This window comes from Mergibacter septicus (genome assembly GCF_003265225.1).
Taxonomy (GTDB): domain Bacteria; phylum Pseudomonadota; class Gammaproteobacteria; order Enterobacterales; family Pasteurellaceae; genus Mergibacter; species Mergibacter septicus.
The window spans coordinates 1,854,757-1,879,509 of the sequence record NZ_CP022013.1 but is presented as its reverse complement, the minus strand read 5'-3'; the positions used below and the strand labels follow the sequence as shown (position 1 = coordinate 1,879,509).

Annotated in this window: 22 protein-coding genes and 1 tRNA gene; 10 read left to right on the top strand and 13 right to left on the bottom strand. The window is 36.7% G+C overall.

The window, feature by feature from the left end:
- Positions 1–18: 18 nt before the first annotated feature.
- A tRNA-Ile gene (locus tag CEP47_RS08835) sits at positions 19–95 on the top strand.
- 205 nt (positions 96–300) lie between these two features.
- On the opposite strand, the gene dsbA is transcribed toward CEP47_RS08835, so the two are convergent.
- Positions 301–927, bottom strand: coding sequence for a thiol:disulfide interchange protein DsbA (gene dsbA, locus CEP47_RS08830; RefSeq protein ID WP_261919994.1), 627 nt, complete (start codon positions 925–927; stop codon positions 301–303).
- 19 nt (positions 928–946) lie between these two features.
- Positions 947–1,213 (bottom strand): YihD family protein, encoded by a 267-nt coding sequence (locus CEP47_RS08825; protein ID WP_261919995.1) that lies wholly within the window; start codon positions 1,211–1,213, stop codon positions 947–949.
- Between the two features lie 92 nt (positions 1,214–1,305).
- Here CEP47_RS08825 and mobA point away from each other — a divergent pair, with 92 nt between their 5' ends.
- The 6 genes from mobA (at position 1,306) to CEP47_RS08795 (ending at position 7,320) form a co-directional block, all read left to right on the top strand.
- Entirely contained in the window at positions 1,306–1,920 is a 615-nt protein-coding gene (mobA, locus tag CEP47_RS08820) for a molybdenum cofactor guanylyltransferase MobA (protein WP_261919996.1), read from the top strand.
- Between the two features lie 9 nt (positions 1,921–1,929).
- On the top strand, positions 1,930–2,205 hold the full coding sequence (locus tag CEP47_RS08815) for an ACT domain-containing protein (RefSeq protein WP_261919997.1): 276 nt from the start codon (positions 1,930–1,932) through the stop codon (positions 2,203–2,205).
- 10 nt (positions 2,206–2,215) lie between these two features.
- Positions 2,216–3,577 (top strand): PFL family protein, encoded by a 1,362-nt coding sequence (locus CEP47_RS08810; protein WP_261919998.1) that lies wholly within the window; start codon positions 2,216–2,218, stop codon positions 3,575–3,577.
- Between the two features lie 20 nt (positions 3,578–3,597).
- Complete coding sequence (gene mobB / locus CEP47_RS08805) at positions 3,598–4,116, top strand: molybdopterin-guanine dinucleotide biosynthesis protein B (protein WP_261919999.1); 519 nt, start codon at positions 3,598–3,600, stop codon at positions 4,114–4,116.
- A 23-nt stretch (positions 4,117–4,139) separates the two neighbouring features.
- Positions 4,140–5,564 carry a DHA2 family efflux MFS transporter permease subunit gene (locus CEP47_RS08800; RefSeq protein ID WP_261920000.1) on the top strand — a complete coding sequence of 475 codons (1,425 nt, stop codon included), beginning with the start codon at positions 4,140–4,142 and terminating at the stop codon, positions 5,562–5,564.
- Positions 5,565–5,712: 148 nt separating this feature from the next.
- Positions 5,713–7,320, top strand: a complete 1,608-nt coding sequence (locus CEP47_RS08795) for an ABC transporter substrate-binding protein (protein ID WP_261920001.1) — start codon at positions 5,713–5,715, stop codon at positions 7,318–7,320.
- Positions 7,321–7,474: 154 nt separating this feature from the next.
- Here the strand turns inward: CEP47_RS08795 and prlC are convergent, their stop codons facing one another.
- The 8 genes from prlC to CEP47_RS08755 form a co-directional block, all read right to left on the bottom strand.
- Positions 7,475–9,526 (bottom strand): oligopeptidase A, encoded by a 2,052-nt coding sequence (gene prlC / locus CEP47_RS08790; protein ID WP_373463112.1) that lies wholly within the window; start codon positions 9,524–9,526, stop codon positions 7,475–7,477.
- A 27-nt stretch (positions 9,527–9,553) separates the two neighbouring features.
- Complete coding sequence (gene glpE, locus CEP47_RS08785; protein WP_261920002.1) at positions 9,554–9,892, bottom strand: thiosulfate sulfurtransferase GlpE; 339 nt, start codon at positions 9,890–9,892, stop codon at positions 9,554–9,556.
- A 14-nt stretch (positions 9,893–9,906) separates the two neighbouring features.
- Positions 9,907–10,653, bottom strand: a complete 747-nt coding sequence (gene menH / locus CEP47_RS08780) for a 2-succinyl-6-hydroxy-2,4-cyclohexadiene-1-carboxylate synthase (protein WP_261920003.1) — start codon at positions 10,651–10,653, stop codon at positions 9,907–9,909.
- A 317-nt stretch (positions 10,654–10,970) separates the two neighbouring features.
- Positions 10,971–12,329, bottom strand: coding sequence for a metalloprotease PmbA (gene pmbA / locus CEP47_RS08775; RefSeq protein WP_261920004.1), 1,359 nt, complete (start codon positions 12,327–12,329; stop codon positions 10,971–10,973).
- A 29-nt stretch (positions 12,330–12,358) separates the two neighbouring features.
- Complete coding sequence (gene xseA / locus CEP47_RS08770; RefSeq protein ID WP_261920005.1) at positions 12,359–13,849, bottom strand: exodeoxyribonuclease VII large subunit; 1,491 nt, start codon at positions 13,847–13,849, stop codon at positions 12,359–12,361.
- Positions 13,850–13,892: 43 nt separating this feature from the next.
- Complete coding sequence (locus tag CEP47_RS08765) at positions 13,893–15,086, bottom strand: ribosomal protein uL16 3-hydroxylase (RefSeq protein WP_261921033.1); 1,194 nt, start codon at positions 15,084–15,086, stop codon at positions 13,893–13,895.
- Between the two features lie 52 nt (positions 15,087–15,138).
- On the bottom strand, positions 15,139–15,480 hold the full coding sequence (locus CEP47_RS08760; RefSeq protein ID WP_261920006.1) for an RnfH family protein: 342 nt from the start codon (positions 15,478–15,480) through the stop codon (positions 15,139–15,141).
- Positions 15,477–15,911, bottom strand: coding sequence for a type II toxin-antitoxin system RatA family toxin (locus CEP47_RS08755; RefSeq protein WP_261920007.1), 435 nt, complete (start codon positions 15,909–15,911; stop codon positions 15,477–15,479). The genes CEP47_RS08760 and CEP47_RS08755 overlap by 4 nt, the downstream gene beginning before the upstream one ends.
- A gap of 85 nt (positions 15,912–15,996) precedes the next feature.
- Here CEP47_RS08755 and birA point away from each other — a divergent pair, with 85 nt between their 5' ends.
- Positions 15,997–16,974 carry a bifunctional biotin--[acetyl-CoA-carboxylase] ligase/biotin operon repressor BirA gene (birA, locus tag CEP47_RS08750; protein WP_261920008.1) on the top strand — a complete coding sequence of 326 codons (978 nt, stop codon included), beginning with the start codon at positions 15,997–15,999 and terminating at the stop codon, positions 16,972–16,974.
- Between the two features lie 129 nt (positions 16,975–17,103).
- Here birA and metK read toward each other — a convergent pair whose 3' ends face one another.
- Both metK and rluC read right to left on the bottom strand, forming a co-directional pair.
- Complete coding sequence (gene metK / locus CEP47_RS08745; RefSeq protein WP_261920009.1) at positions 17,104–18,252, bottom strand: methionine adenosyltransferase; 1,149 nt, start codon at positions 18,250–18,252, stop codon at positions 17,104–17,106.
- A 181-nt stretch (positions 18,253–18,433) separates the two neighbouring features.
- On the bottom strand, positions 18,434–19,393 hold the full coding sequence (rluC, locus tag CEP47_RS08740; RefSeq protein ID WP_261920010.1) for a 23S rRNA pseudouridine(955/2504/2580) synthase RluC: 960 nt from the start codon (positions 19,391–19,393) through the stop codon (positions 18,434–18,436).
- A gap of 559 nt (positions 19,394–19,952) precedes the next feature.
- On the opposite strand from rluC, the gene rne reads away from it, so the two are divergent.
- Positions 19,953–23,072: a ribonuclease E gene (rne, locus tag CEP47_RS08735; protein WP_261920011.1), complete on the top strand. Its 3,120-nt coding sequence runs from the start codon at positions 19,953–19,955 to the stop codon at positions 23,070–23,072.
- Positions 23,073–23,155: 83 nt separating this feature from the next.
- Here rne and bcp read toward each other — a convergent pair whose 3' ends face one another.
- Positions 23,156–23,629, bottom strand: a complete 474-nt coding sequence (gene bcp / locus CEP47_RS08730; RefSeq protein WP_261920012.1) for a thioredoxin-dependent thiol peroxidase — start codon at positions 23,627–23,629, stop codon at positions 23,156–23,158.
- 209 nt (positions 23,630–23,838) lie between these two features.
- Here bcp and dapA point away from each other — a divergent pair, with 209 nt between their 5' ends.
- Positions 23,839–24,735: a 4-hydroxy-tetrahydrodipicolinate synthase gene (gene dapA, locus CEP47_RS08725; protein ID WP_261920013.1), complete on the top strand. Its 897-nt coding sequence runs from the start codon at positions 23,839–23,841 to the stop codon at positions 24,733–24,735.
- Positions 24,736–24,753: the final 18 nt, after the last annotated feature.

Here is a 24,753-nt window from a genome sequence, read left to right as displayed (position 1 = left end):
CACCGCCTTTCTTAAAGGGGCCCCATAGCTCAGTTGGTCAGAGCAGTCGACTCATAATCGATTGGTCACAGGTTCAAGTCCTGTTGGGGCCACCATTTTATACAGATTTTATCGTTCTCAATAGTTGCTTAATATCCTTTCCAACATATAAAAATTAAAAAGTCATATCTTATAAAACTAGATCTCATCAAATCTTTATATGCCAAAGGCTTATTCATCTTCACAAAAATAATATAAAAAAAACGCCTTATGCCAACTCCATAAGACGTTTCAATCCTTACTCTAGTATAAGGCTTACTATTACTTATTCAGTAAATACAAGACTAAATCCACATAACGTGTTACAAACTCTTCGGTTGATAATCCTACAAAACTTTCAATATTTACAGCATAACGACCATTAACATAAACATCTGGTACACCACGAACGTTATATTTTTTTAATAAATTTTGCTGTTTCTTAATCAAACCATTTACCGCAAAACTATTTACAGCACTATCAAAGTCTTTCGCTGATACCCCTTGCTGGATAAAGACTTGGCGAATATCATTCATAGAAGTAAAGGCGTTCTTATGAGCCCCTTCAAACAGTGCATCACGGACTTTATCTTCTACCCCTAATGCCATTGCAACCGCCCACGCTCTAGTTAAATCCTCACCTTCTGGTCCAATAAAACTAACCTGATACTGTTTAAAACTTGCTCCCTCTGGTAAAGCAGCTCGAATTTTTTGAGGGATTTTATATAAGGTTTCAAAATCATAACAATGAGGACAATAAAAAGAGAAAAATTCAATGACTTCTTTTTGAGGGGATTGAGGTTGGTTTAAAACAAAGTAATCTTTGCCTTCACTAAACGTCGTTGCATTAGCCTGCGCTAAATTTACACTAAAAAATAATGTGAATAAAATTAAGAGTAGTTTTTTCATTTTATACCTCTGTAACAGATTATTTAATAATTCCACGAGCTTTCAATAAAGCAGTTTTAAAATCCGCTTCATAATCTTTTTTTAAACCCGGAATAGGTTCATTTTTATCTTTATCTATCATTTTTAAATGATAGATAATCACTTCATCACTTAATTCAGCTAACGGCTGTTTAAATCCAGTTTCATTTGCAATTTTTTGTAACAATTGAACTAAATTTAAATCAGGATCTTTCGCCCAATAAGGTTGAAGTAACTCCAACACTTCATTTAAACGATGACACTTCACTCACTATTTCTCCTTTTGTTGACTAACAGTTTTGCCAGAATTGTGCGATGATAACACTTAATAATCTAATTGCAAAAGAGAAGATAATACCAATGAAACCAACAATCACTGCTGTCATTTTAGCCGGTGGATTAGCCAGACGTATGAATGGGCTTGATAAAGGATTACAACTATTACAAGGAAAACCACTATTTCAACACATCTTACAACGTTTAATCCCACAAGCAGAACAAATCTTAATTAATGCAAATCGTTCCCAAGCACTTTATCAACAAAGTGGTTTTGAAGTATTTAGTGATGTTCAAATCTCACAAATTCCCGAATATTCAGGACCATTAAGTGGTATGCTGGCAGGATTAAAACAAGCAAAATATGATTGGGTTTTATTTATTCCCTGTGATAGCCCATTCTTTCCTACTAATTTAGCTGACAAGTTATATCAATCTCTCTTTCATCAACACACTCAGCAACCACTCGCTAAAGCTGCTTATGTCACCGTAGGAAATAAAGCTCACCCAACCTTTTGTCTTTTACAACGTGATCTAATCCTTCCATTAACAATTTATCTGCAACAAGGGCAACGCCGTGTGCTACAATTTATGCAACAACAACATGCACTAGCCGTAAATTTTGATCAAGAAAGTGCTGCTTTTACAAATATCAATACCTTGGCAGAACTAGCTAAACTCAATCAAACAGAAAAATAAGGATAAATTATGCAAAATACCTCTGTATTAACGGTAATCGGGAAAGATCGCATTGGAATTGTTTATGATGTTGCAAAACTACTTGCGGAACAACAAATTAATATCGTCAATATTAGCCAGCAACTAATGAACGGTTACTTTACTATGATTGTTTTAGTTGATACCTCAGCCTGTACCAAAGACTATCAAATGCTTGCTCAATATTTTAATCAACAAGGGCAACAACTTGGCTTAGATCTGCGCTTACAAAATACAGAAATTTTTAATGCGATGCACCGAATTTAAAGGATAGAAAATGAGTAACAGTATTCAATCTTATGAAATTCTTGAAACCCTAAAAATGGTTTCAGATCAAAATTTTGACGTCCGCACAATAACCATTGGCATCGATCTACACGACTGTATTAGCGATGATCTTGATACACTAAATCGTAATATTTTTGATAAAATCACACATATTGGGCGAGATTTAGTCCAAACCGCAAAAGAACTCTCTGCTAAATATGGTATCCCCATCGTTAATCAACGTATCTCCGTTACACCAATTGCACAAATTGCTGCAGCAACGAAAGCTAATTCTTATGTTTCGATTGCTCAAACTTTAGATCGTGCAGCAAAAGCGATTGGAGTATCATTTATTGGAGGATTTTCTGCATTGGTACAAAAAGGAATGAGTCCTTCAGATGAAGTGCTGATCCGTTCAATCCCTGAAGCAATGAAAACCACTGATATCGTATGCAGTTCCGTCAATATTGGTTCGACAAAAGCGGGAATTAATATGGATGCTGTAAAATTAGTGGGTGAAATTGTAAAACAAACCGCCGAAATCACGCCAGAAGGTTTTGGCTGTGCAAAATTAGTCATTTTCTGCAATGCGGTAGAAGATAATCCCTTTATGGCAGGTGCATTTCACGGTTCAGGTGAAGGAGACTGTGTCATCAATGTTGGTGTTTCAGGACCGGGAGTTGTAAAAGCGGCTTTAGAAAATACGCCCGCAACGACACTCACTGAAATAGCAGAGATTGTGAAAAAAACAGCATTTAAAATTACTCGAGTAGGTGAACTGATTGGACAAGAAGCCAGTAAACGCTTGGGTATTCCATTTGGTATTCTCGACTTATCTCTGGCACCAACCCCTGCGATTGGTGATAGCGTGGCACGCATTTTAGAACAAATGGGATTAAGTATTTGTGGTACACACGGCACAACTGCGGCACTTGCTCTACTCAATGATGCCGTCAAAAAAGGGGGAATGATGGCAAGTAGTGCCGTTGGTGGTTTAAGTGGTGCTTTTATTCCTGTTTCTGAAGACGAAGGAATGATAGCCGCTGCAAAAAAAGGTGTCCTCACCCTTGATAAACTGGAAGCAATGACTGCTGTTTGTTCGGTCGGCTTAGATATGATTGCGGTTCCCGGATACACTTCTGCTGCAACCATTTCTGGCATTATCGCTGATGAAGCTGCCATCGGTATGATCAACAGTAAGACAACCGCTGTTAGAATTATTCCTGTGCCAAATAAAGATGTAGGAGAAAGCGTTGAATTTGGTGGGTTACTCGGCTATGCCCCTATAATGCCAATCAAACAAGGAAATTGTGAAAGTTTTATCCAGCGTGGAGGACGTATTCCTGCCCCTGTTCAAGCCCTCAAAAATTAAAAAGAAAGGAAGGAATAATAATGACTCGTATTCCAATGCTAGGGATTACTGGTTATAGTGGCAGTGGTAAAACCACTTTGCTCGAACAACTTGTCCCTACACTTAGCCAACAAGGCATTAATGTTGCTGTAATCAAACATACTCATCATAATGTTGAAACAGACAAAAAAGGTAAAGATAGCTGGCGAATGACTCAAGCGGGTGCAAAGCAAGTAATAATGACCTGCAATCAACGCTGGGCATTAATGACTGAAACGACAAAACCTGCTGACTTTAACTATTTAGTCGCCCAATTTGATCCGAATTTAGTTGATTTGATATTGGTCGAAGGTTTTAAACACGAACCAATCCCTAAAATCTTATTACATCGTCAAAGTGTTGATAAACCCTTACCTGAAATTGACCAATGGGTGATGGCGATTGCAAGCGATCAACCTGAGTTATTTGATATTTATCCTCAACCTGTTTTTCAATTAAACCAGATCGAAGCAATCTCTGAATTTATTCAGCAACATTTATTAAAGCAACGTATTAAATAGTAACAAGAATAGGACATCTATCTATGGCTGAATCAATCAAGCCCTCTCTTTCTCCAGCATCTCGTCCATTAACTTGGATTGTTGCAACAGCATTATTTATGCAGACCTTAGATGTTACTATTCTTAATACAGCACTACCCGCAATCGCAACAGCACTTAATCAATCCCCACTCAATATGCAACTTACAGTGATCTGTTATGCCTTAACTATCGCATTACTCACCCCTCTAAGTGGCTGGCTTGCAGATAAATACGGCACGCTAACCATATTTCGTTACGCCGTTGCTTGGTTTACTTTTGGTTCTTTCTGTTGTGCGATCTCACCTACTCTTAATAGCTTAATTGTTGCACGGATCATACAAGGTATTGGCGGCTCAATGATGATGCCCGTAGCTCGCCTTACCTTAATTAAAGCAACCCCTAAAGCTCAAATCCTATCGGCATGGAATTTAATGGCAATGGCTGGACTAACTGGTCCTATTTTAGGTCCTGTTTTTGGTGGTTGGTTTGTTACTTATGCTAGTTGGCACTGGATCTTTCTGATTAATATCCCTATTGGCATTTGTGGATTATACTTTTCTGGCAAATATATCCCTAACTTTAGTGCAAAACCCAATCGCCTTGATCGTACAGGTTTCCTCCTTTTTGCTAGCGGTTTAGTAAGTCTCACGTTAGGTTTAGAATATTTTAGCAATCAACATCAATCAAACTTCATTGCCAGTTTAATTTTACTCACAGGTTTAATCCTACTCTATGCCTACTATCAACACGCACTACGAGTAAATACTCCTCTTTTTCCTCTTTCAGTCTTTCATAATAGACTTTTTAGGATTGGGATAATCGCCAATATTTTTATCCGACTTTCAGCTTCAGGAATCCCTTTTTTACTGCCTTTAATGCTCCAAGTCGCACTAGGATATAGTGCTGATACTACAGGAATAATGATGATTCCACTTGCATTAGGTTCTATTATGGCTAAACCCTTTATCAGCAAAATACTCGCCTATTTTGGCTATAAAATTACGTTACTTGGAACAACTCTATTTATGGTATTAAGTATCGCTGCACTCGGATTCCTTTCTCATGATTTTTCACTCTGGGTAACAGCGTTAATTATTTTTAATTATGGATGTTGTATGTCAGTTATTTTCACGTCAATCAATACATTAATGATCAGTGATCTTAATGAACAACAACTAAGTATTGGTAATACGCTATTAAGTGTTATTCAACAAATTGGCATTAGCTTAGGTATTGCCGTAGTTTCAGTTCTTTTATCCTTTTTTACTCACTTAAATTCTAACAGTGCTTCACTTCACACCGTTTTTAGTTATAGTATTTTTTCGATTGCCTTCCTAGGTATCCTCACTCTACCAGTACTGTTGAAAATCAAACGTCACGATGGTGAAAATATACAAATGCCGATTCAAAAAAAGAGTAAATGCTAATAAAAAAAGAATTTCTAATTTCTTTTAGTTATAACAAAGCGCATTTTATTCTTTAAAATCTTAATACTTAATGCTATGTTTATCTGACTTTAATCAAGTTGTTTAGTGTAAAATCAAACACAAATGACAACCTATTAGGAGTCACATAATGAAACTAAGCACTCATCTTAATCTCATTGCTGCAGCAACCGCTGTATTTGCAACGTCAAATTTAGCTCATGCAGCCAATAAAACCTTTATTAATTGTATCAGCCGAGCACCAAGTAGCTTTAGTCCAGCACTGGTCATTGAGGGAATTTCCTATAACGCTAGTTCACAACAAATTTATAACCGATTAGTTGAATTTAAACGAGGTAGCACTGAAATAGAACCCGGATTAGCAACTAGCTGGGATATTTCACCTGATGGTTTAGTTTATACATTCCATCTACGAAAAGGCGTAAAATTCCATTCAAATAAATACTTTAAACCTACTCGGGATTTTAACGCTGATGATGTTCTTTTTTCATTTGAACGTCAATCCGATCCGAATCACCCTTATCACAATGTTTCTAAGGGAACTTATCCATACTACAATGTGATGAAATTCCCAAGTTTAGTTAAATCAATTAAAAAACTAGATGACAATACAATTCAAATCACTTTAAGCCGTCCTGATGCAACTTTCCTTGCTAGCTTAGGTATGGACTTTATTTCAATTTATTCAAAAGAATATGCTGAAACTTTAATGAAACGTGGTAAAGCTGAATTAATTGATAGTGATCCTATCGGTACAGGACCATTTGTCTTTGCTGGCTATAAACCTGATCAAGCAATTCGTTATTTTGCAAATAAAGCATATTGGAAAGGTAAGCCTGATATTGATACCTTAATTTTTAGTATCGTTCCCGATGCCACCGCTCGCTATGCGAAATTACAAAAAGGCACTTGTGATATGATAGATTTTCCAAATCCTGCCGATTTAGAAAAAATGAAGCACGATCCAAAAATCCAGCTACTCTCACAAGAAGGTTTAAATGTAGCCTATATCGCTTTCAATACAGAAAAAGCACCATTTAACAATGTAAAAGTACGTCAAGCACTTAATTATGCGACAGACAAAGCGACTATTATCAAAGCCGTTTATCAAGGTGCTGGGGTTGCGGCTAAAAGTCCTCTACCACCAACTATCTGGGGATATAATAACGAAATTCAGCCTTACCCATTCAATCTTCAAAAAGCGAAAGAACTCCTTGCTGAAGCGGGTTATCCAAATGGTTTTGAAACCGATCTTTGGGTACAACCTGTTGTTAGAGCTTCTAACCCTAATCCACGTCGTACAGCCGAAATATTACAAAGTGATTGGGCTAAAATTGGAGTGAAAGCAAAATTAATCAGTTATGAATGGGGGGATTATATCAAACGCACCCGTGCTGGTGAGCTTACTGCAGGCATTTATGGTTGGTCTGGGGATAACGGTGATCCAGATAATTTCCTTTCACCTTTATTAAGTTGTGAAAATGCACAGGGTAGCAGTAACTATTCTCGTTGGTGTAATGCGGAATTTGATGCTTTACTTGCCCAAGCAATTACACTATCAACTCCTCAAGAACGTGCTGACTATTATAAAAAAGCACAAGTTATTTTCCATCAACAAGCACCGTGGATTCCAATTGCTCACTCAATTAGCTATACGCCATTAAGTTTAAGAGTACAAGACTATAAACAAAGTCCATTTGGCTATACACAATTCTATGGTGTTAAATTAGCTCAATAATGATAATAAATTATAAAGCCTCCTACTCATTGCGGTCATAACTTGACCGCTTTTTTATCTTATTTTTAACCTAACTCAATAGAAAATAAAAAAATACGGTCAGCCATTCAATGACTCACCGTATCCCAATTATTATCAGACTAAAAATTGCCTTTTAATTTTTTACAGTAGCACAAATCCCTTTATGACGTAATAACGCATCAAGTTTTGGCTCTCTCCCTCGAAAACGTTTAAACAATACCATAGGCTCTTCAGATCCCCCTCGGGTTAATATATTATCTAAAAAAGATTGCCCTGTTGCTTGGTTAAAAATACCCTCTTCTTCAAAGCGAGAATACGCATCAGCAGATAAAACTTCCGCCCATAGATAACTATAATATCCTGCAGCATAACCACCAGCAAAAATATGACTAAAACTATGTGGTGTTCTCACCCAATCTGGGGACTGTAATACTGCAACATTGGCTTTTACATCTCTTAGAACTTGCAATATTTGCCCTTTTTGTTGTGGATCAAATTCATAGTGCAAACGAAAATCAAATAACCCAAACTCAAGTTGGCGTAGCACAAACATAGCCGCTTGGAAATTTTTTGCCTTTAATAGTTGTTGTAATTTTTCCTCTGGTAACGCTTCACCTGTTTGGTAATGACGAGAAATAAAAGCTAAAGCCTCTTTTTCCCAACACCAATTTTCTAAGAATTGACTTGGTAATTCCACAGCATCCCACGGCACACCATTGATCCCTGCAACATCACCTGTTTCAATCAAAGTCAGCATATGATGAATACCATGTCCAAATTCATGGAATAAAGTAATCACTTCATCATGAGTAAATAATGCAGGTTTGTCACCTAATGGCTTATTAAAATTACAGGTTAAATATGCAACAGGTTTTTGTAATGAACCATCAGCCTTGCGTTTTCTGCCGATGCAATCGTCCATCCAAGCACCACCACGTTTATTTTCACGGGCATAGAGATCGAGATAGAAGCTTCCTCTTACTTCTTCATTGTGATCCACTAAGTCAAAAAATCGTACATCTTGATGCCAAGTATCAACATCAAAACGTTCTACTGCACGGATATTAAAGATTCGTTTTAGCACTTCAAACAATCCATTAAGCACTTGATTTTCTGGGAAATATGGACGTAACTCCTCATCATTAATTGAATACAAATGTTGCTTTTGTTTTTCACTATAAAATGTAATATCCCAAGGGGCTAATTCTGTAACCGCATAATGTTCTTTACAAAAATCTTGTAATTCTGTTACTTCTCTTTTTGCTTGTTCTTTTGAACGTAACGCTAAATCGTTAAGAAAATCTAATACTTGTTTTGGGCTTTCCGCCATTTTAGTAGCTAATGACAAATCGGCATAAGTAGAAAAACCTAACAAATGTGCTAATTCATGACGTAACGTAAGAATTTCTTCCATTACCATTGAATTATCCCATTTCCCCGCTTGCGGTCCTTGTTCTGAGGCTCTGGTGGTATAAGCTTGATACATTTCTGCACGTAAATCTCGATTCTCACAATAAGTCATTACAGGCAGATAACTTGGTATTTCTAATGTAAAACGATATCCTTCTAAACCTTTACTTTCAGCACTCGCTTTCGCCGCTTGTAATGCACTCTCTGGTAACCCTGCTAGTTCATTTACATCTGTAATAACTTTATCCCACCCCATAGTGGCATCAAGAACATTATTACCAAATTGTGAGCTTAACTCTGATAAACGTGCAACAATTTCACCATAGCGTTTTTGTTTTTCTTCTGGTAAAGAGATTCCTGATAATTCAAAATCTCGTAAACTATTGTCAATCGCTTTTTGTTGTTCCAACGATAATGTTGCGAATTCATCACTTTGCTTTAACTGTAAATACGCTTGATATAAACCTTTATGTTGCCCTAACCAAGTGCTGTATTCAGATAACAACGGTAAACAAGCTTGATAAGCTTCTCTTAATTCAGGGCTATTTTTTACTGCGTTTAAATGCCCTACTGGTGACCAAGCTCGTGCTAATTTATCATTCACTTCAGCAAACGGACGACAAAAGTTATCCCAAGTAAATTGGGGTTGTTGTAATAATTGCTCGGTGGTATTTCGACACTCTTCAATTAATTGTTGGATTGCTGGCTGAATATGCTGTGGCTCTATCTTTGAAAATTGAGGTAAAGTATCAAATTGTAATAATGGATTCGACATAAAAATTCCTTATAACCTTATCAATAATTAATTACTTTCAGAGGAATGGCTTTCTATCGGTAGTTGTGCTTTTAACCAAGCTTCAAAACCACCCGTTAAACTATACACTTGATCATAACCTTGCTCGACTAAATATTGAGCAACGTTACGACTACTTTTACCATGATAACAACTAACAATAAGCGGAAATTCAAAATCATATTGCTGACTAAAAGTATTAAACGTCTCATTGGTAAGATGAAATGCCCCAACAGGATGTTTTAAATTAAAACTTGGCAAATCTCGAATATCAAGTAAAACGGCTTGCTGATCTTGTAACATTTGCCACGCTTGTTCTGGGCTAATTTCAGTAAATGTCTCTTGCATATTATTCCTATATTTTATGCTTGAACTAAAATTTCAAGTAATTTAGTTGTAAATTCTGTTGGATTTTCTCGATGTGCATTATGCCCAGCTTGACTAATCAATACTGGAGATAATGCCAAAGAGTCTGCCATTGTACGGAATTTCTGATCCTTTTCACCACATATATAGTAAAATTTTTCACGATTCAATCTAACTTGCTCCCTCAAATCAGGCTGTTTTGCTAAAGAAGTCGCTTGTAGCATTTCACTCAGTTTCTTTCCGTCATTTTTGAGCCGATATTTTATTACATTTTCTCTTTGCGATAAGGTTAAAGAAGCAAACACAGGTTGTTGATACCAATCAATCAAAACATCAAGCAAAGGCTCTGTTTGAAAACGTTTTGCCCACGCAAGATCGCTTTGCCAACGACTTTCTCGCTGTTGTAATTCTCTCAAACCTAAATTTGCACCTTCTAATACGACTCGCTGTAAATTTGTCGTTGGTATTTGCTGTTGGCAAGCAAAATAAGCCGCAATCCGTCCACCTAATGAATAACCAATTAATGTATAAGGTTGGCTAATCTGATGCTTAATCTGATGGCTTAGCCAATGGCTTGCTTCATCAAAATTCCTAATACTTTCTGTTTGATTCTTACCATGAAAAGGCAAATCTAATGCAATAGCACGATAATTTGGGTGATTTTGAAGAATATCAATCACTGGCTGCCAATCATTTTTATCGCCAAGAAAACCATGTAAAAAAATTAATGTATGCTGTGCCATTACTTTTTCTCAATGAATACACCATATTGTTACCATTGTAATAGTTAATTAATACTTAACCTATCTAAAAATATGGATTCAACAAAAAAATAAAGGCGGAAGTTTTTCAACTTCCGCCAGTGACTTACGAACTTTCTACTCTACGTTGCCCGGATTAATGAGTAATCTAGCAGATCAATGATCCATTTCCATTACATTCAACAAAATGCTCTCCCAAACATTCTATTGCTTAGTTACTCGTTCCCGACAGTCGCTATCATAGCAACCCAAATTTAAATGTCAATAAGAATTATTCTTATTTAGGATTAAGATTTATTCTAATTACCTGAAATTTTCATCTGTGCTAATAATACTGAACCAGTCATAAAACTAGACTCTAGTTCTGTATCATCACTAATTGCAACGATCTGTTCAAACATCTGTTTTACATTGCCAGCAATGGTAATTTCAGAAACAGGATACTGAATTTGCCCATTTTCTACCCAAAAACCAGCAGCACCACGTGAATAATCCCCTGTAACTAAGTTAACGCCTTGCCCCATTAATTCAGTAACTAATAAACCACGATCCATTTCTTTTAATAGTGCCTCTAACCCACCCTGACGATTTGCTCTGATCTGCCAGTTATATACCCCACCAGCATTACCTGTAGATTGCATTTGTAACTTTCTTGCACTATATGCGGTTAATAAATAACTTTGCAGAAAACCATCTTGAATAATCTGCTTATCCTGAGTACGAACCCCTTCACTATCAAAAGCAGTTGAAGCCAATCCGCCAAGTAAACGTGGTTTTTCAATAATATCGCACCATTCAGGTAAGATTTTTTTCCCTAAGTGGTTTAATAAAAACGATGACTTACGATACAAAGCACCACCACTAATAGCCCCTGCTAGATGAGAAAATAAGCCTGTTGCAACATCGTTAAGAAAAATAACGGCTGATTCTCTGGTTGTTAATTTTTGTGGATTTAAACGTTTAATTGCTTTTTCTGCACTACGGCGACCAATTTCAGCTGGTGATACTAAACGATCAAAATAGCGAGAAACATTGTAATCATATTCACGTTCTAAATGACCATTTTCACTCGCAATCACACCACACGAAATAGAATAACGAGAAGATAAATAACTATTTAATACACCATATGTATTACCATATACTCGAATTCCTCTTACTTCATTAAAAGCGCCACCTTCACTATTCATAATTTTAGGATCATAGTTTAATGCCGCTTGTTCTGCTTCTTTTGCCAGCTCAACCGCTTGTTCCACACTAATATCTGCTGGGTGGTATAACTCTAGATCAGGGGGATTAAACTCCATTAGTTCTTCGGGTGCTAATCCTGCACACTCATCGGCAGAGGTATAGCGTGCGATGGTTAATGCTGCTTCAACCGAGCGTCTAATCGCTTCAGGAGTAAGATCGGAAGTAGAAGAATTACCTTTCTGTTTTCCTACATAAACTGAAATACCTAAAGCACCATCATTATGAAATTCTAAATTTTCTATCTCTTGAAAACGTGTTGATACACTTAAACCTGTCGCCTTAGTTACCCCTACTTCTGCACTAGCACCTGCTTTCTCTGCCAATTCAAGTGCATAAGCTGCCGCTTGACGAATTTTTTGTTCCTGCTCTTTTAATAATGCAGTGGTATGTTGAGTTGTCTTTTCCATTCAATAATCCTATGCTTACAAAGTGTTACTTATCTATTACTAGCCTGATCTTCAGGATAGAGTGCTACCACCTGACTTTCAATCTGACCATTATTGACACGTGTAAAAATTTTATCGCCTACCATAACTTGCGTGGTAGATAAAATTGATTGTTTCTGCTGTGTTTGCGTAATGCTATATCCACGAGCTAAAACACGTAAAGGACTTAAATTATCCAACTTATCGCATAATGCTCCAAATTGATACTGTCGCTGCTTGAGTTGTTGTTGAATACTAAAGCGTAAACGTTGTTGCTGATATAAAAGATTATTTTTTGCCTGATCAATCAATGGTAACGGAGAATACCGTATCAAACGTTGTGATAAATTGCCAAACGTTACCGAAGATGTCGATAAATTTACCTGCATACTGCGTAGTAACCGCTGATGTAATTGCGTGACCTTTTCTTGTTTCAACTGAATAGTTATTAAAGGATCACGCCTCTTTAACCTGAAATTAAGCTGTTCTTGTTGTTGCTTATACCTTGCTAAATTCATTTTCATTACCTGCGGTAATCGCAAGTGTAATTGGTGCAACTGTTGCTGTAAAAAACCTAATCGTGTCTTCGGATGTTGATTTTTCAAACGTAAAGATAACTGAGCTAAATTTTGTTGTTTACGGCTAAATAAATAATCAAAAGCACGTTCTAAACGTTGTTGTTGATAAAATAATTGTTGCAATAACTCTTGTTGATCTCGACTCACCAATTCAGCTGCTGCCGAAGGTGTTGGTGCTCGAATATCAGCCACAAAATCACAAATAGTAATATCCGTTTCATGCCCAACTGCACTAATCACTGGTATTTTAGAAGCAAATATCGCTCTGGCTAAACTTTCTTGGTTAAAACACCAAAGATCTTCTAACGATCCACCACCTCGACCAATAATTAGAACATCGCATTCTTGACGTAAATTCGCTATTTCGACCATTTGGATCAATTCAGCTGTTGCCGCTTTCCCCTGTACCATACTCGGATAAATAATTACCTCTAAACTTGGATCTCGCCGTTGTAAGATTTGTAAAATATCTTGCAACGCCGCACCACTTTTAGAAGTAATAATACCCACCCTTTTACAAAATGAAGGCAACGGCTGTTTTGCTTGTTGTGCAAAAAGTCCTTCCGCAGAAAGTTGCATTTTCAAACGTTCAAATTCTTGCTGTAACAAACCATCACCAGCAAGCTGCATACTATCAATAATAATTTGATAATCCCCTCTCGGTTCATACAAACTAATATTTGCTCGTACCAACACCTGCATACCATTTTGTGGTTTAAATTTTACCTGTAAATTCCGTCCACGAAACATTGCACAACGAACCTGAGCGTTCTGATCTTTTAACGTCAAATACCAATGTCCAGAAATGGGTTGGCTAAAATTTGAAATCTCTCCACTCAGCCATACTTGTTGAAAGTTTTGCTCTAACAAAATTTTCACACTTTGATTTAACTGGCTAACCGAATAAATAGCAGGATTTTGCATAAACTGTTCAAGTTATTTTATTAACAAAGTTAATATTGATTTTTTACACTAACAGTAACCAACCGTTATCCAACCAATCACAGATACTATCAAGTAATAGAGACAAACTCTGTGGATCTGTTGTCAACTGTTCTACTTTTGCCCAATCAATCACACCACCATTAGCAATCTCAATCAAAAGTGAACGCTCTATCTCTGTCAACTCATCAATCCATTCACCATTAATATAAATCCGTTCTGGGATTGCAGTATAAATAATTTTACAATTACTATCTTGCATCAAAGATCCTCCAGACTGTAACGCTTCGCTGATTTCTTCTGGATAATACCCTTCATCTGTCGCTAATAATGGATAACGGCGGCAACTCACTGCGGTTGCCACCGCATGTTGAAATAATTGATCAATGTGTGGATTATCACTCTGTAATATTGAGATAAGTTGTTGTTTCAACTGTTGAACACTAGTATTTTCTAATACAGCATTCGCTTGCTTTACCACAGGAAGCCGAAATGGAAGCTGTAAACTTGTCCCTTGATCACTGTATTGTTCAATTGCTTTACAAAGATTCTCAAGTAAGTCTGCAGCATTTGGATAACGCAAACCAAATGAAAAAGTTAAACAATCATCTTGTGCTACGCCATAGTGTGATAAACGTGATGGAACATATAAAACATCACCGGGTTGCATCACCTGATCAAAGATTAATTCTCCCATCTCATCAAAGATTCGTATCGGCTGGTTAGGTTTAAATTCTGTACTAGGATCACACCATTTACCTAATTGCCAACGGCGATGCCCATAACCTTGGACTAAAAAAACATCATATTCATCATAATGTTTACCAACTGAACCATTTTTAGGCGCAAAAGAAACCATAATATCATCACGTTGCCACTGTGGAATAAAACCAAATGCTTTCCACAACTGCCCTAACTCTGGTGACCATTGCTCGAGATTTTGGACTAATACCGACCATTTTTCAGGAAGATTTTGAAAATCTGTCGTCGTTAATGGACTGGTTTTTAATTGCCAGTTTTCGCCATCGCTATCTTCTTTAGTTGTAATTAAACGTGCTGTAACTTCATCTTGCTGTGCTAATTCAATAATATCCTCAGGTGTAAACATTCCCACTATTTGTGGTAAACCATTTGGGATAAAGAGTGGCTTTTTCTGCCAATATTCACTTAGAAACTGCTCTGCAGTTATATTTTTAGGTAAACAAAAAGGAATATTCATCATTATTTTTCCTTAAGTTAAAAAATGGGTTGGCGTCAATTTATCATCATTCTTATTGGTGATGATTTTTTACCTTATTTGCTTGCTTTGCGATACGTTCTTGTTCTCGTTGTTGTTCTGCACGTTTACGTCTGATCTCTTTTGGATCAGCCAGTAATGGGCGATAAATTTCTATTCGATCACCATCTTGTGCTAGATCCGTTAATTTTGCTGGGCGACTGAAAATCCCAACTTTATTCTCACGCAAATCAATTTCTTTAAATTGTGATAACACACCTGATTGCAAAATAACCGATTGAATATTACAACCAGATTTTACCTTTATTTTCTTTAAAAAATACCGTTCAGCCAAGGCATAAGCAACTTCTACTGTAATTTCAAGCTGTTCGCTCATAAAGCATAAACCTCTTTTGCTCGCAATTTAAATGCCTCAATCATTTGTGAAGTAAGCTGTTGAAAAATAGGACTAAATAACATACTCATCAATGGGTTAGAAAACTCAAATTCTAAATACAAACTAATCTGACAACTCTGTTCATCAAAAGGTTCAAACAACCATCTACCTTGTAAATATCTAAAAGGACCTTCCAACAACTTCATGATAATTTCACGATTAGGCTGTATGGTATTATGAGTCGAAAACGACTGACTAATTCCCGCTTTGCTAATAGTTAACTCTGCAGTCAGTGAATATTCACCTTGATCAATCGTCCGACTTGCTACACAACCGGGTAAAAATTCAGGGTAACGCTGATAATCATTAACTAACTGATACATCTGTTCAGCACTATAAGCTACTAATGCCGTCTGATTAATTATTGGCATAATTCTCCCATCATTGTTTAAAGTATGGCATTATACGCTATTCGGTCTAGGTTTAAATCCAGTAAAACAAGATGATTAAAAAATTATGCGAGATCTCCTTCATACTCTTACCACTCAACCGTTAAGTTTAATCGCATTAAGCCAACAATTAAAATGTTCACAGCAACAAATCCTGCAGCAATTACAACTATTTATCAACCAAGGGATACCAGTGCAACAACAAGGAAATGAGTGGTATTTATCACCTTTAACACCATTAATTGATCCCATTCAATTACAACAACAAATTCCAGAAAATCCTATTATTTATCAATCAGTTGTTAACTCAACCAATCAATATATATTAGATAATTTAGACAGATTAACAACTGGAAGTGTATGTATTGCTGAAACACAAACTGCAGGTCGAGGGAGACGGAATCGAGTTTGGCAATCTCCTTTTGCGGGGCAAATTATCCTAAGCTACTATCAACAATTTGCCAAAACACTTTCTTTAGAAGGATTAAGCCTCGTGGTGAGTATAGCGGTAATCAAAGCATTACGGCAGTTAGGCTATCATCAACCACAATTAAAATGGCCAAACGACCTGATTGTTTTTGATAAAACAACACACAAAACAGCTAAATTAGGTGGTATTTTGCTAGAAATGTCAGCCAAAAAACCTGATTTTTACGACTTAGTTATTGGTTTGGGAATAAATGTCGCCTTACCAACCGATCAACAACAGCAAATCAATCAAGCAATAACCCAATTAACCGCCTTAAAACCACTTGCACAAGATCGCACCAAAATACTTGCTACAATCATTCAACATCTTAATCAAACTTTAAGCCAATTTACTCAATCTGGCTTTTCACCTTTTATTACTCAATGGCAAGACTATGATGCCTATTTTGGTTTGCCTGTAAAAATTATCCAAGAAAATCAAACTATTACAGGAAAAAATATTGGGGTAAATATACAAGGACAGCTATGTATAAAAACACCGTCAGAGATTTTAACCTTTCATAGTGGCGAAGTATCATTAAGAACCATTGATAAGACAACTCCTCCTCTTTCATAGAAAGAGCACAAATGGAATATACTATAAAACAGAAATAAGTATTGTTTAGGTCAAAATCTTATCTTTCAAGAAAACAAAAAAACGCTACCTTATTTCAAGGAGCGTTTTTTATAATCCATTTATCGAAAATTATTTAATTGCCGCTTTCAGTTCTTCTGCTTTATCTGTTTTTTCCCATGGGAATTGTTCACGCCCAAAATGACCATAAGCAGCAGTTTGACGGTAAATTGGTCTAATTAAATCAAGCATTTTGATCAATCCATAAGGACGTAAGTCAAAATGTTGACGTACTAATTTCACTAAAGTATCGTTTGATACTTTGCCTGTACCAAAGGTTTCAATCATCACTGAAGTTGGCTCTGCAACACCAATAGCATAAGAAAGTTGAATTTCACAACGATCTGCTAAGCCTGCAGCAACAATATTTTTAGCAACATAACGTGCCGCATAAGCAGCAGAACGATCAACTTTTGATGGATCTTTTCCTGAAAACGCACCACCACCATGACGAGCTGCACCACCGTAGGTATCAACGATAATTTTACGTCCTGTTAAACCACAATCTCCCATTGGACCACCGATAACAAAACGTCCTGTTGGGTTAATAAAATACTTAGTATCTTGGTTTAACCACTGGCTTGGTAAAATAGGTTTAATGATTTCTTCCATTACCCCTTCATGTAGATCAGCTTGAGAGACACTATCACAATGCTGTGTGGAAAGAACGACTGCATCAATCCCTTTAATTTTGCCATTTTCATAAGCAAAAGTTAGCTGACTTTTCGCATCTGGGCGTAACCAAGGTAAAATACCTTTTTTACGCACTTCTGCTTGACGCTCCATTAAACGATGAGAATATGTTATTGCAGCAGGCATTAATACCTCTGTTTCATTGGTTGCATAACCAAACATAATCCCTTGGTCACCCGCACCTTGATCTAATGGATTTTCTCGATCAACCCCTTGATTAATATCTGAAGACTGTTTACCAATCGCATTTAACACCGCACAAGAATTCCCATCAAATCCCATATCTGAACTGGTATAACCAATATCACAAATTACCTGACGTGCTAAATTTTCAATATCAACCCAAGCAGACGTGGTAATTTCACCACCAATCAATGCCATTCCTGTTTTTACATAGGTTTCACAAGCAACTCGTGCTTTCGGATCTTGCTTTAAGATTTCATCAAGTACTGCATCTGAAATTTGATCAGCAATTTTATCGGGATGTCCTTCAGAGACTGATTCAGAGGTAAAAAGGTAAATTGACATTATCTGTTCCTTAATTCTATTAATTTTAAATAGTAAAATAATTCATATATCCATCTAGACGGCTATAATACCTGATTATTTATTTTTGACAAGTTTTTGTTGTTAATTGCAATGAATTCTAAGCAAACTTTACAGCCGAACTAGGTATTTTTTAATCCAACAAAGCTCTTTAACTTCGTGCTTATTGCTGGCGTAATTGTTGCAAAACACCTTTTAATTGTTGATCTAAAGGAGCATAAAACTGTAATGTTTCGCCACTTTTTGGATGCGTTAAGCGAATTGCAACTGCATGTAAAAATAAACGGTTTAAACCTGTCATTGCCAATTGTTGATCAAAATTTTTTTCACCATATTTCGAATCAAAAGCTATTGGGTGACCTGTGGTTTGGCAATGTACTCGGATTTGATGCGTTCGTCCTGTAATTGGCGAAGCTTTTACTAAAGTCGCTTGCAAATAACGTTCTTCTATTTTAAAACGTGTTTCAGCAGGTTTACCCTGATCACTAACTTTAACAATACGTTCTCCGCTAGATAATTCATTTTTCAATAATGGTGCTCGCACAACTTTACAATGCGATTGCCATTGTCCCCTTACTAAAGCTAAATAATCTTTTTGTACTGTTTTAAGACGTAACTGCTCGTGCAAATGACGTAAAGCCGAACGTTTTTTAGCAACTAATAAAATCCCTGATGTATCTCGATCGAGACGATGCACTAACTCTAAAAAACGTGCCTGTGGACGCAATGCACGCAAAGCTTCGATAACCCCAAAATCTACACCACTGCCTCCATGTACTGCCATACCAGAAGGTTTATTTAACACTAATAGACAATCATCTTCATAAATAATCTGCTGTTCTAATTCAGCGACCCTATTTAATTTTTGTGAAATGATAGGTTGATTAGTTTCACTTGTTCTAATCGGTGGTACTCGAACTGTATCCCCTGCTTGTAATTTATATTCTGGTTTAATCCGCCCTTTATTCACTCTCACTTCGCCTTTGCGTACAATACGATAGATCATACTTTTCGGCACACCTTTCAATTTTGCCAATAAAAAATTATCAATCCGCTGACCTGCTTGATCATCATCAATGGTAATAAATTGGACACTATGTTGGGCTGTTTGTTTATCGTTCATTCGTTTTATTCGTGATTAAATTAAAAAATGAAAAAGAGATTGTACCGTTTTTTCAGGAGTTAAGGGAAGATAAAACTTTCCATCTTAAAATAACAAGATTGATAGGTATAACATTAAGATTTATAAGAAAAAGTTAGGTAAAATCCACTCTTAAATATATTCAACAAAATAATTACTGTTTTCATTCAAAGTTACCTTGCCAAAATACGTGAGAAAATGGAATAATAGCACGAATTTTTATCCTTTAAATTCTGACTAGAAAACGAGCGAAAATTCAAAGCGATAAAAAATTATTATGGGCTATTATTTTTCACAAAACTTAATGCAGCTTAAGGCATAAGACATTGAGACGTAATACAAAAATAATAGTTTTTGATTGATACTCAACCAATAGAATTCAGATGAAAAATATTCTGCTCAATTAAAACAGATTGCGTAATATTCCGTTGTTTTAATCACTTTTTCTATGCACTCGACACTTTGATAGTTGTGAAGCTAACATTAATACAACAAGTGCGGTTTAGTATCAGGCTTATTTGGAGAAATTGAGAAAAATACGATGAAAAGAATGTTAATTAATGCAACTCAAAAAGAGGAGTTGCGAGTCGCCCTAGTTGATGGGCAACGACTGTTTGACTTGGACATTGAAAGTCCGGGGCACGAACAAAAAAAAGCCAATATTTATAAAGGGATAATCACCCGAGTTGAACCAAGCCTTGAAGCCGCATTTGTTGACTATGGCGCAGAACGCCACGGTTTCCTACCATTAAAAGAAATTGCACGAGAATACTTCCCTGCAGATTATGTTTTCGATGGACGTCCTAATATCAAAGATATTATCAAGGAAGGTCAAGAAGTTATTGTTCAAGTTAATAAAGAAGAACGTGGCAATAAAGGTGCAGCATTAACCACTTTTGTTTCTCTAGCTGGTAGTTATCTAGTTTTAATGCCAAACAACCCTAAAGCGGGTGGTATTTCTCGCCGTATTGAAGGGGAAGAACGGCAAGAATTAAAAGAGGCTTTAAGTTCGTTAGATATTCCTGATGGCGTTGGCTTAATTATCCGCACTGCAGGTGTAGGAAAATCGCCTGAAGAATTACAATGGGACTTACATATTCTACTACACCACTGGGAAGCGATTAAACAAGCCTCACAATCTCGCCCTGCACCATTCCTCATTCATCAAGAAAGTGATGTTATTGTTCGTGCAATTCGAGACTATTTGAGACGAGATATTGGTGAAATTCTGATTGATAGCCCTAAAATTTACGAAAAAGCCAAAGCACATATCAAGCTGGTGCGTCCTGATTTTACAAATCGAATTAAACTTTACCAAGGTGAAGTCCCACTCTTTAGCCATTTTCAAATTGAATCACAAATTGAATCCGCTTTCCAACGTGAAGTCCGTTTACCTTCTGGAGGTTCAATTGTTATTGATGTCACCGAAGCATTAACCGCAATTGATATTAACTCATCTCGTTCTACTCGTGGTGGCGATATTGAAGAAACCGCATTAAATACTAATCTAGAAGCTGCCGATGAAATAGCTCGCCAATTACGTTTGCGTGATTTAGGCGGGTTAATTGTTATTGATTTTATTGATATGACACCTATTCGCCATCAACGTGAAGTCGAAAATCGCTTACGTGATGCGGTAAGACAAGATCGAGCTAGAATTCAAATTAGTCGAATTTCTCGCTTAGGCTTACTAGAAATGTCTCGCCAACGTTTAAGCCCGTCATTAAATGAATCAAGCCATCATATTTGCCCACGTTGTCAAGGTACGGGTAAAGTGAGAGATAATGAATCACTCTCTTTATCCATTTTGCGTTTATTAGAAGAAGAAGCATTAAAAGAACACACTAAACAAGTTCATACTATCGTACCAGTAAAAATTGCCACCTATCTCTTAAACGAAAAACGTAAAACAATCGCAGATATTGAGAAACGCCATAACGTTGATATTCTTGTTGTTCCAAACGAACATATGGAAACACCGCATTTCTCTGTATTCCGTTTACGGAATGGAGAAACCACCAATACATTAAGTTATAACTTGGCAAAATTACACGAAGAACAAGACGATTACTGTATGTCGGAAGATGCTTTAGTAAGTCGTAAAATTGAGATTCCTACCGCAAATTCTACCGATACCGCTGCAGTTGAAATCAATATCCCTTCACCTGCACCAGTGATTGAACGTAAAGAAAAAGAGAAAATCTCCTTATTTTCTCGTTTGATTAATTTTATCAAAAAACTCTTTTCAGGTGATACAACCGAAGAAAAAGAAAGTAAGGGACGCAATCAACGCCGTCGTCGCAATTCAAACCGCCGTGAGCGTGAAAAAGAAACTCGTCAAAACCGACAAGCACGTAATGAAAAACGTGAGAATAAAACTCAAAGTGAAAAAGAGTCAAACAAACGCAATAATCGTAGCAATCGGAAAGCAAATACCGAAGCCGATAAAGTAAAAGACTTACCGATAACAGAATTACAAGAACAGACGAAAGAACAAAACGTTACGCCTAGACGTCAACGCAGAGATCTTCGTAAAAAAGTTCGTTTAACTCAAGAAGTAGAAACAGCAATAACTGAACAGAATCAAACTGAAACGGTTATCACCGAAACAACGACACCATCAGAAAAAGTTGTTTCTACACCTGAACCAGTAAGTAAAACAGCAATTTTCGAAGAAAAAACGCTTGTTTCACAACAAAATAAACCAACAGAGGAGATAATTGAGTTACCAGTCGTTATTGACAATTCAACTGAAACAGTAACAACTGAAACAAACACCTCTGAACGCCATCATAAAGAAGGACGTCAACGCCGTTCACCTCGTCATTTACGGATGGGTAAACAACGTCGCCGTCATCAGCATAATGATGAACTGAAAGTATCACCAATGCCACTCTTTATGGCGGTTGCGTCACCAGAATTGGCAAGTGGAAAAATTCATATTTCACTGGCAAAACCTCAGCCAATCAAAGAAGCAAACTTTGTGTCAGTTGATGAAATGCTCCAACAGCAATCGGTAGAAACCAATACGATATTACCAGCAACTGCTATTGTGGAAGAACAAAAACCAGTCAAACCTTTGATTGATGTTTTAACTATGATTGCAAATGGGAAGGAAGGAAAGCCTGAACAACCTCATTTTCCTTCTGAACAAGGAGAGGTAATAACAGTTTCGACACCTGCGATTGTAGCAGATGCCATTACTGAGGAACAACAAGCAACCGTTGTAGAAATCCAACCTAATCTCGAAACTAAGAATGATACGTTAGAAAATACAGCGGAAATTATCCCTTCACCAGTTCAACCTGTTGAAGAAAAAACAATAACGTCAGAACCTCAAAAAATGACTCGAGTAACTTCAGAAGCTACTGCTGCTCCTACACTTTCTGAAATGGGTACTTTAACTGTTGATGTAAAACAATATCAATCTACCTTTCTATTTAAGGGGCGAGTAGGGACTATTTCATCGGTACAACATACCAAAGCAAAAGCAACTGTTGCACCAAGTATGCAATACCTGCCAACTGAGATTGACATAACAGAATGGAAAGGATCTCGTTTTAGCTTCCGTGGTCGCCGAAAAGCAGGGCATCACGCCGCAGTTGAACATATTTATGTTGAACCAACGCAAGCAAGAGTTAAAACTGAAAATATAGAGTAAAAATCCAGATTAACCCCCCCCATAATAAAGGCTACATTTTACAAATGTAGCCTTTAACTTTTTATTTTTTAATTAAACCTAGATTATTGTCTAGTTAAAAAATCTAATACAAGCTGATGGTGATCCTTCGTTTTAAATTTTTCAAATACCTGTTCAACCTCACCATTAGCATTAATCAGAAAACTAACACGATGAATACCATCATAAGTTTTCCCCATAAATTTCTTTTCTCCCCAAACACCAAAAGCCTCGGCGACTTGATGGTCTGGATCTGAAAGTAACGTAAAATTAAGTGTTTTCTTCTCAGTAAAACTACTTAATTTTGAAGGTAAATCAGGGCTAATTCCTAAAACCACCACACCTCGCTGATCAAATTCTGCTTTATAATCTCGAATCGCACAAGCCTGTACAGTACAACCCGGCGTTAATGCTTTAGGATAAAAATAGACCAGCACTTTTTTACCTTGTTGTAAGATATCTTTTAAGTGTACTGGGGTTTGATCTTGATCTAATAAAGTAAAATCTGGTGCAAGATCACCAACTGTTAATCTTTGCATAATTTTTTCCTCCTATTTCTCAACCACCGTCATTCTAATTGAGTTATTTCAATTAATAAAATAATTTTAAACCAATTTTAATCGAAAGAAAGTATAAAAAACGCTTGCAATATCAGGGATTTTTGGCAATCCTAGTCCACAACCTTCTTATTTTGGATAAGATGTCGAATAGCAAACTGTAAAAATAACACATTAAAACAGGAGTATTTATGGCAGACCAAAAACCCCTATTTTCTGGAAGTATCGTTGCATTAGTGACACCATTTGATAAATCAGGAGAAGTCAATTTTGGGCAACTTAAAAAATTAGTTAATTATCATATCGAAAATGGCACAGATGCGATTGTTTCAGTCGGTACTACTGGGGAATCAGCAACATTAAGTATTGAAGAAAATATTAAAACTATTTTGAAAACCGTAGAATTTGCTGATGGGCGTATTCCTGTTATTGCAGGTACGGGGGCAAATGCGACTAGTGAAGCCATAACAATGACGAAATTGCTTAATAATAGTGGCGTTGCAGGTTGCCTCAGTGTTGTACCTTACTACAACAAACCTACCCAAGAAGGTATGTACCAACATTTTAAAGCAATCGCTGAATGTACAACCATTCCACAAATTTTATATAACGTACCCGGTCGAACTGGCAGTGATCTTCTCCCTGAAACAATCGGACGTTTAGCGCAAATTGACAATATTGTCGGCATTAAAGAAGCGACTGGTGATGTTAGCCGTGTACAAAAAATTAAAGCACTCGCAGGAAAAGATTTCATTGTATTAAGTGGTGATGATGCAACAGCTTTAGATGCCATTAAAGCTGGAGGGGAAGGGGTAATTTCAGTCACAAATAATATTGCCGCTAGCGATATGGCAGAAATGTGCCACGCCGCATTAGCTGGTGATTTTGCCAAAGCAGAACAGATTAACCAACGTCTAATGACTTTACATCGCCATCTTTTTGTTGAATCAAACCCTATTCCAGTAAAATGGGCGTGCTACCGTTTAGGTTTAATTGATGAACCTACTCTACGCCTACCACTGACACTGTTAAGTGAATCTGCTCAAGCCATTGTTGAAAACGCCTTAGTAGCGGCAAAACTCCTCTAAATGATGTTATTTCTACCA

Excerpts from the sequence above, each read along its gene's own strand:
- CEP47_RS08760 (WP_261920006.1), bottom strand. The coding sequence starts at position 15,480 with ATGAGCGAACAGCTTGAAATTACAGTAGAAGTTGCTTATGCCTTGGCT.
- rne (WP_261920011.1), top strand. The coding sequence starts at position 19,953 with ATGAAAAGAATGTTAATTAATGCAACTCAAAAAGAGGAGTTGCGAGTC.
- rluC (WP_261920010.1), bottom strand. The coding sequence starts at position 19,393 with ATGAACGATAAACAAACAGCCCAACATAGTGTCCAATTTATTACCATT.
- glpE (WP_261920002.1), bottom strand. The coding sequence starts at position 9,892 with ATGCAAGAGACATTTACTGAAATTAGCCCAGAACAAGCGTGGCAAATG.
- xseA (WP_261920005.1), bottom strand. The coding sequence starts at position 13,849 with ATGCAAAATCCTGCTATTTATTCGGTTAGCCAGTTAAATCAAAGTGTG.
- CEP47_RS08815 (WP_261919997.1), top strand. The coding sequence starts at position 1,930 with ATGCAAAATACCTCTGTATTAACGGTAATCGGGAAAGATCGCATTGGA.
- bcp (WP_261920012.1), bottom strand. The coding sequence starts at position 23,629 with ATGCAAAGATTAACAGTTGGTGATCTTGCACCAGATTTTACTTTATTA.
- CEP47_RS08795 (WP_261920001.1), top strand. The coding sequence starts at position 5,713 with ATGAAACTAAGCACTCATCTTAATCTCATTGCTGCAGCAACCGCTGTA.
- CEP47_RS08755 (WP_261920007.1), bottom strand. The coding sequence starts at position 15,911 with ATGCCAATAATTAATCAGACGGCATTAGTAGCTTATAGTGCTGAACAG.
- CEP47_RS08765 (WP_261921033.1), bottom strand. The coding sequence starts at position 15,086 with ATGAATATTCCTTTTTGTTTACCTAAAAATATAACTGCAGAGCAGTTT.
- pmbA (WP_261920004.1), bottom strand. The coding sequence starts at position 12,329 with ATGGAAAAGACAACTCAACATACCACTGCATTATTAAAAGAGCAGGAA.
- CEP47_RS08800 (WP_261920000.1), top strand. The coding sequence starts at position 4,140 with ATGGCTGAATCAATCAAGCCCTCTCTTTCTCCAGCATCTCGTCCATTA.
- birA (WP_261920008.1), top strand. The coding sequence starts at position 15,997 with ATGCGAGATCTCCTTCATACTCTTACCACTCAACCGTTAAGTTTAATC.
- mobB (WP_261919999.1), top strand. The coding sequence starts at position 3,598 with ATGACTCGTATTCCAATGCTAGGGATTACTGGTTATAGTGGCAGTGGT.
- mobA (WP_261919996.1), top strand. The coding sequence starts at position 1,306 with ATGAAACCAACAATCACTGCTGTCATTTTAGCCGGTGGATTAGCCAGA.
- CEP47_RS08810 (WP_261919998.1), top strand. The coding sequence starts at position 2,216 with ATGAGTAACAGTATTCAATCTTATGAAATTCTTGAAACCCTAAAAATG.
- metK (WP_261920009.1), bottom strand. The coding sequence starts at position 18,252 with ATGTCAATTTACCTTTTTACCTCTGAATCAGTCTCTGAAGGACATCCC.
- prlC (WP_373463112.1), bottom strand. The coding sequence starts at position 9,526 with ATGTCGAATCCATTATTACAATTTGATACTTTACCTCAATTTTCAAAG.
- dsbA (WP_261919994.1), bottom strand. The coding sequence starts at position 927 with ATGAAAAAACTACTCTTAATTTTATTCACATTATTTTTTAGTGTAAAT.
- dapA (WP_261920013.1), top strand. The coding sequence starts at position 23,839 with ATGGCAGACCAAAAACCCCTATTTTCTGGAAGTATCGTTGCATTAGTG.
- menH (WP_261920003.1), bottom strand. The coding sequence starts at position 10,653 with ATGGCACAGCATACATTAATTTTTTTACATGGTTTTCTTGGCGATAAA.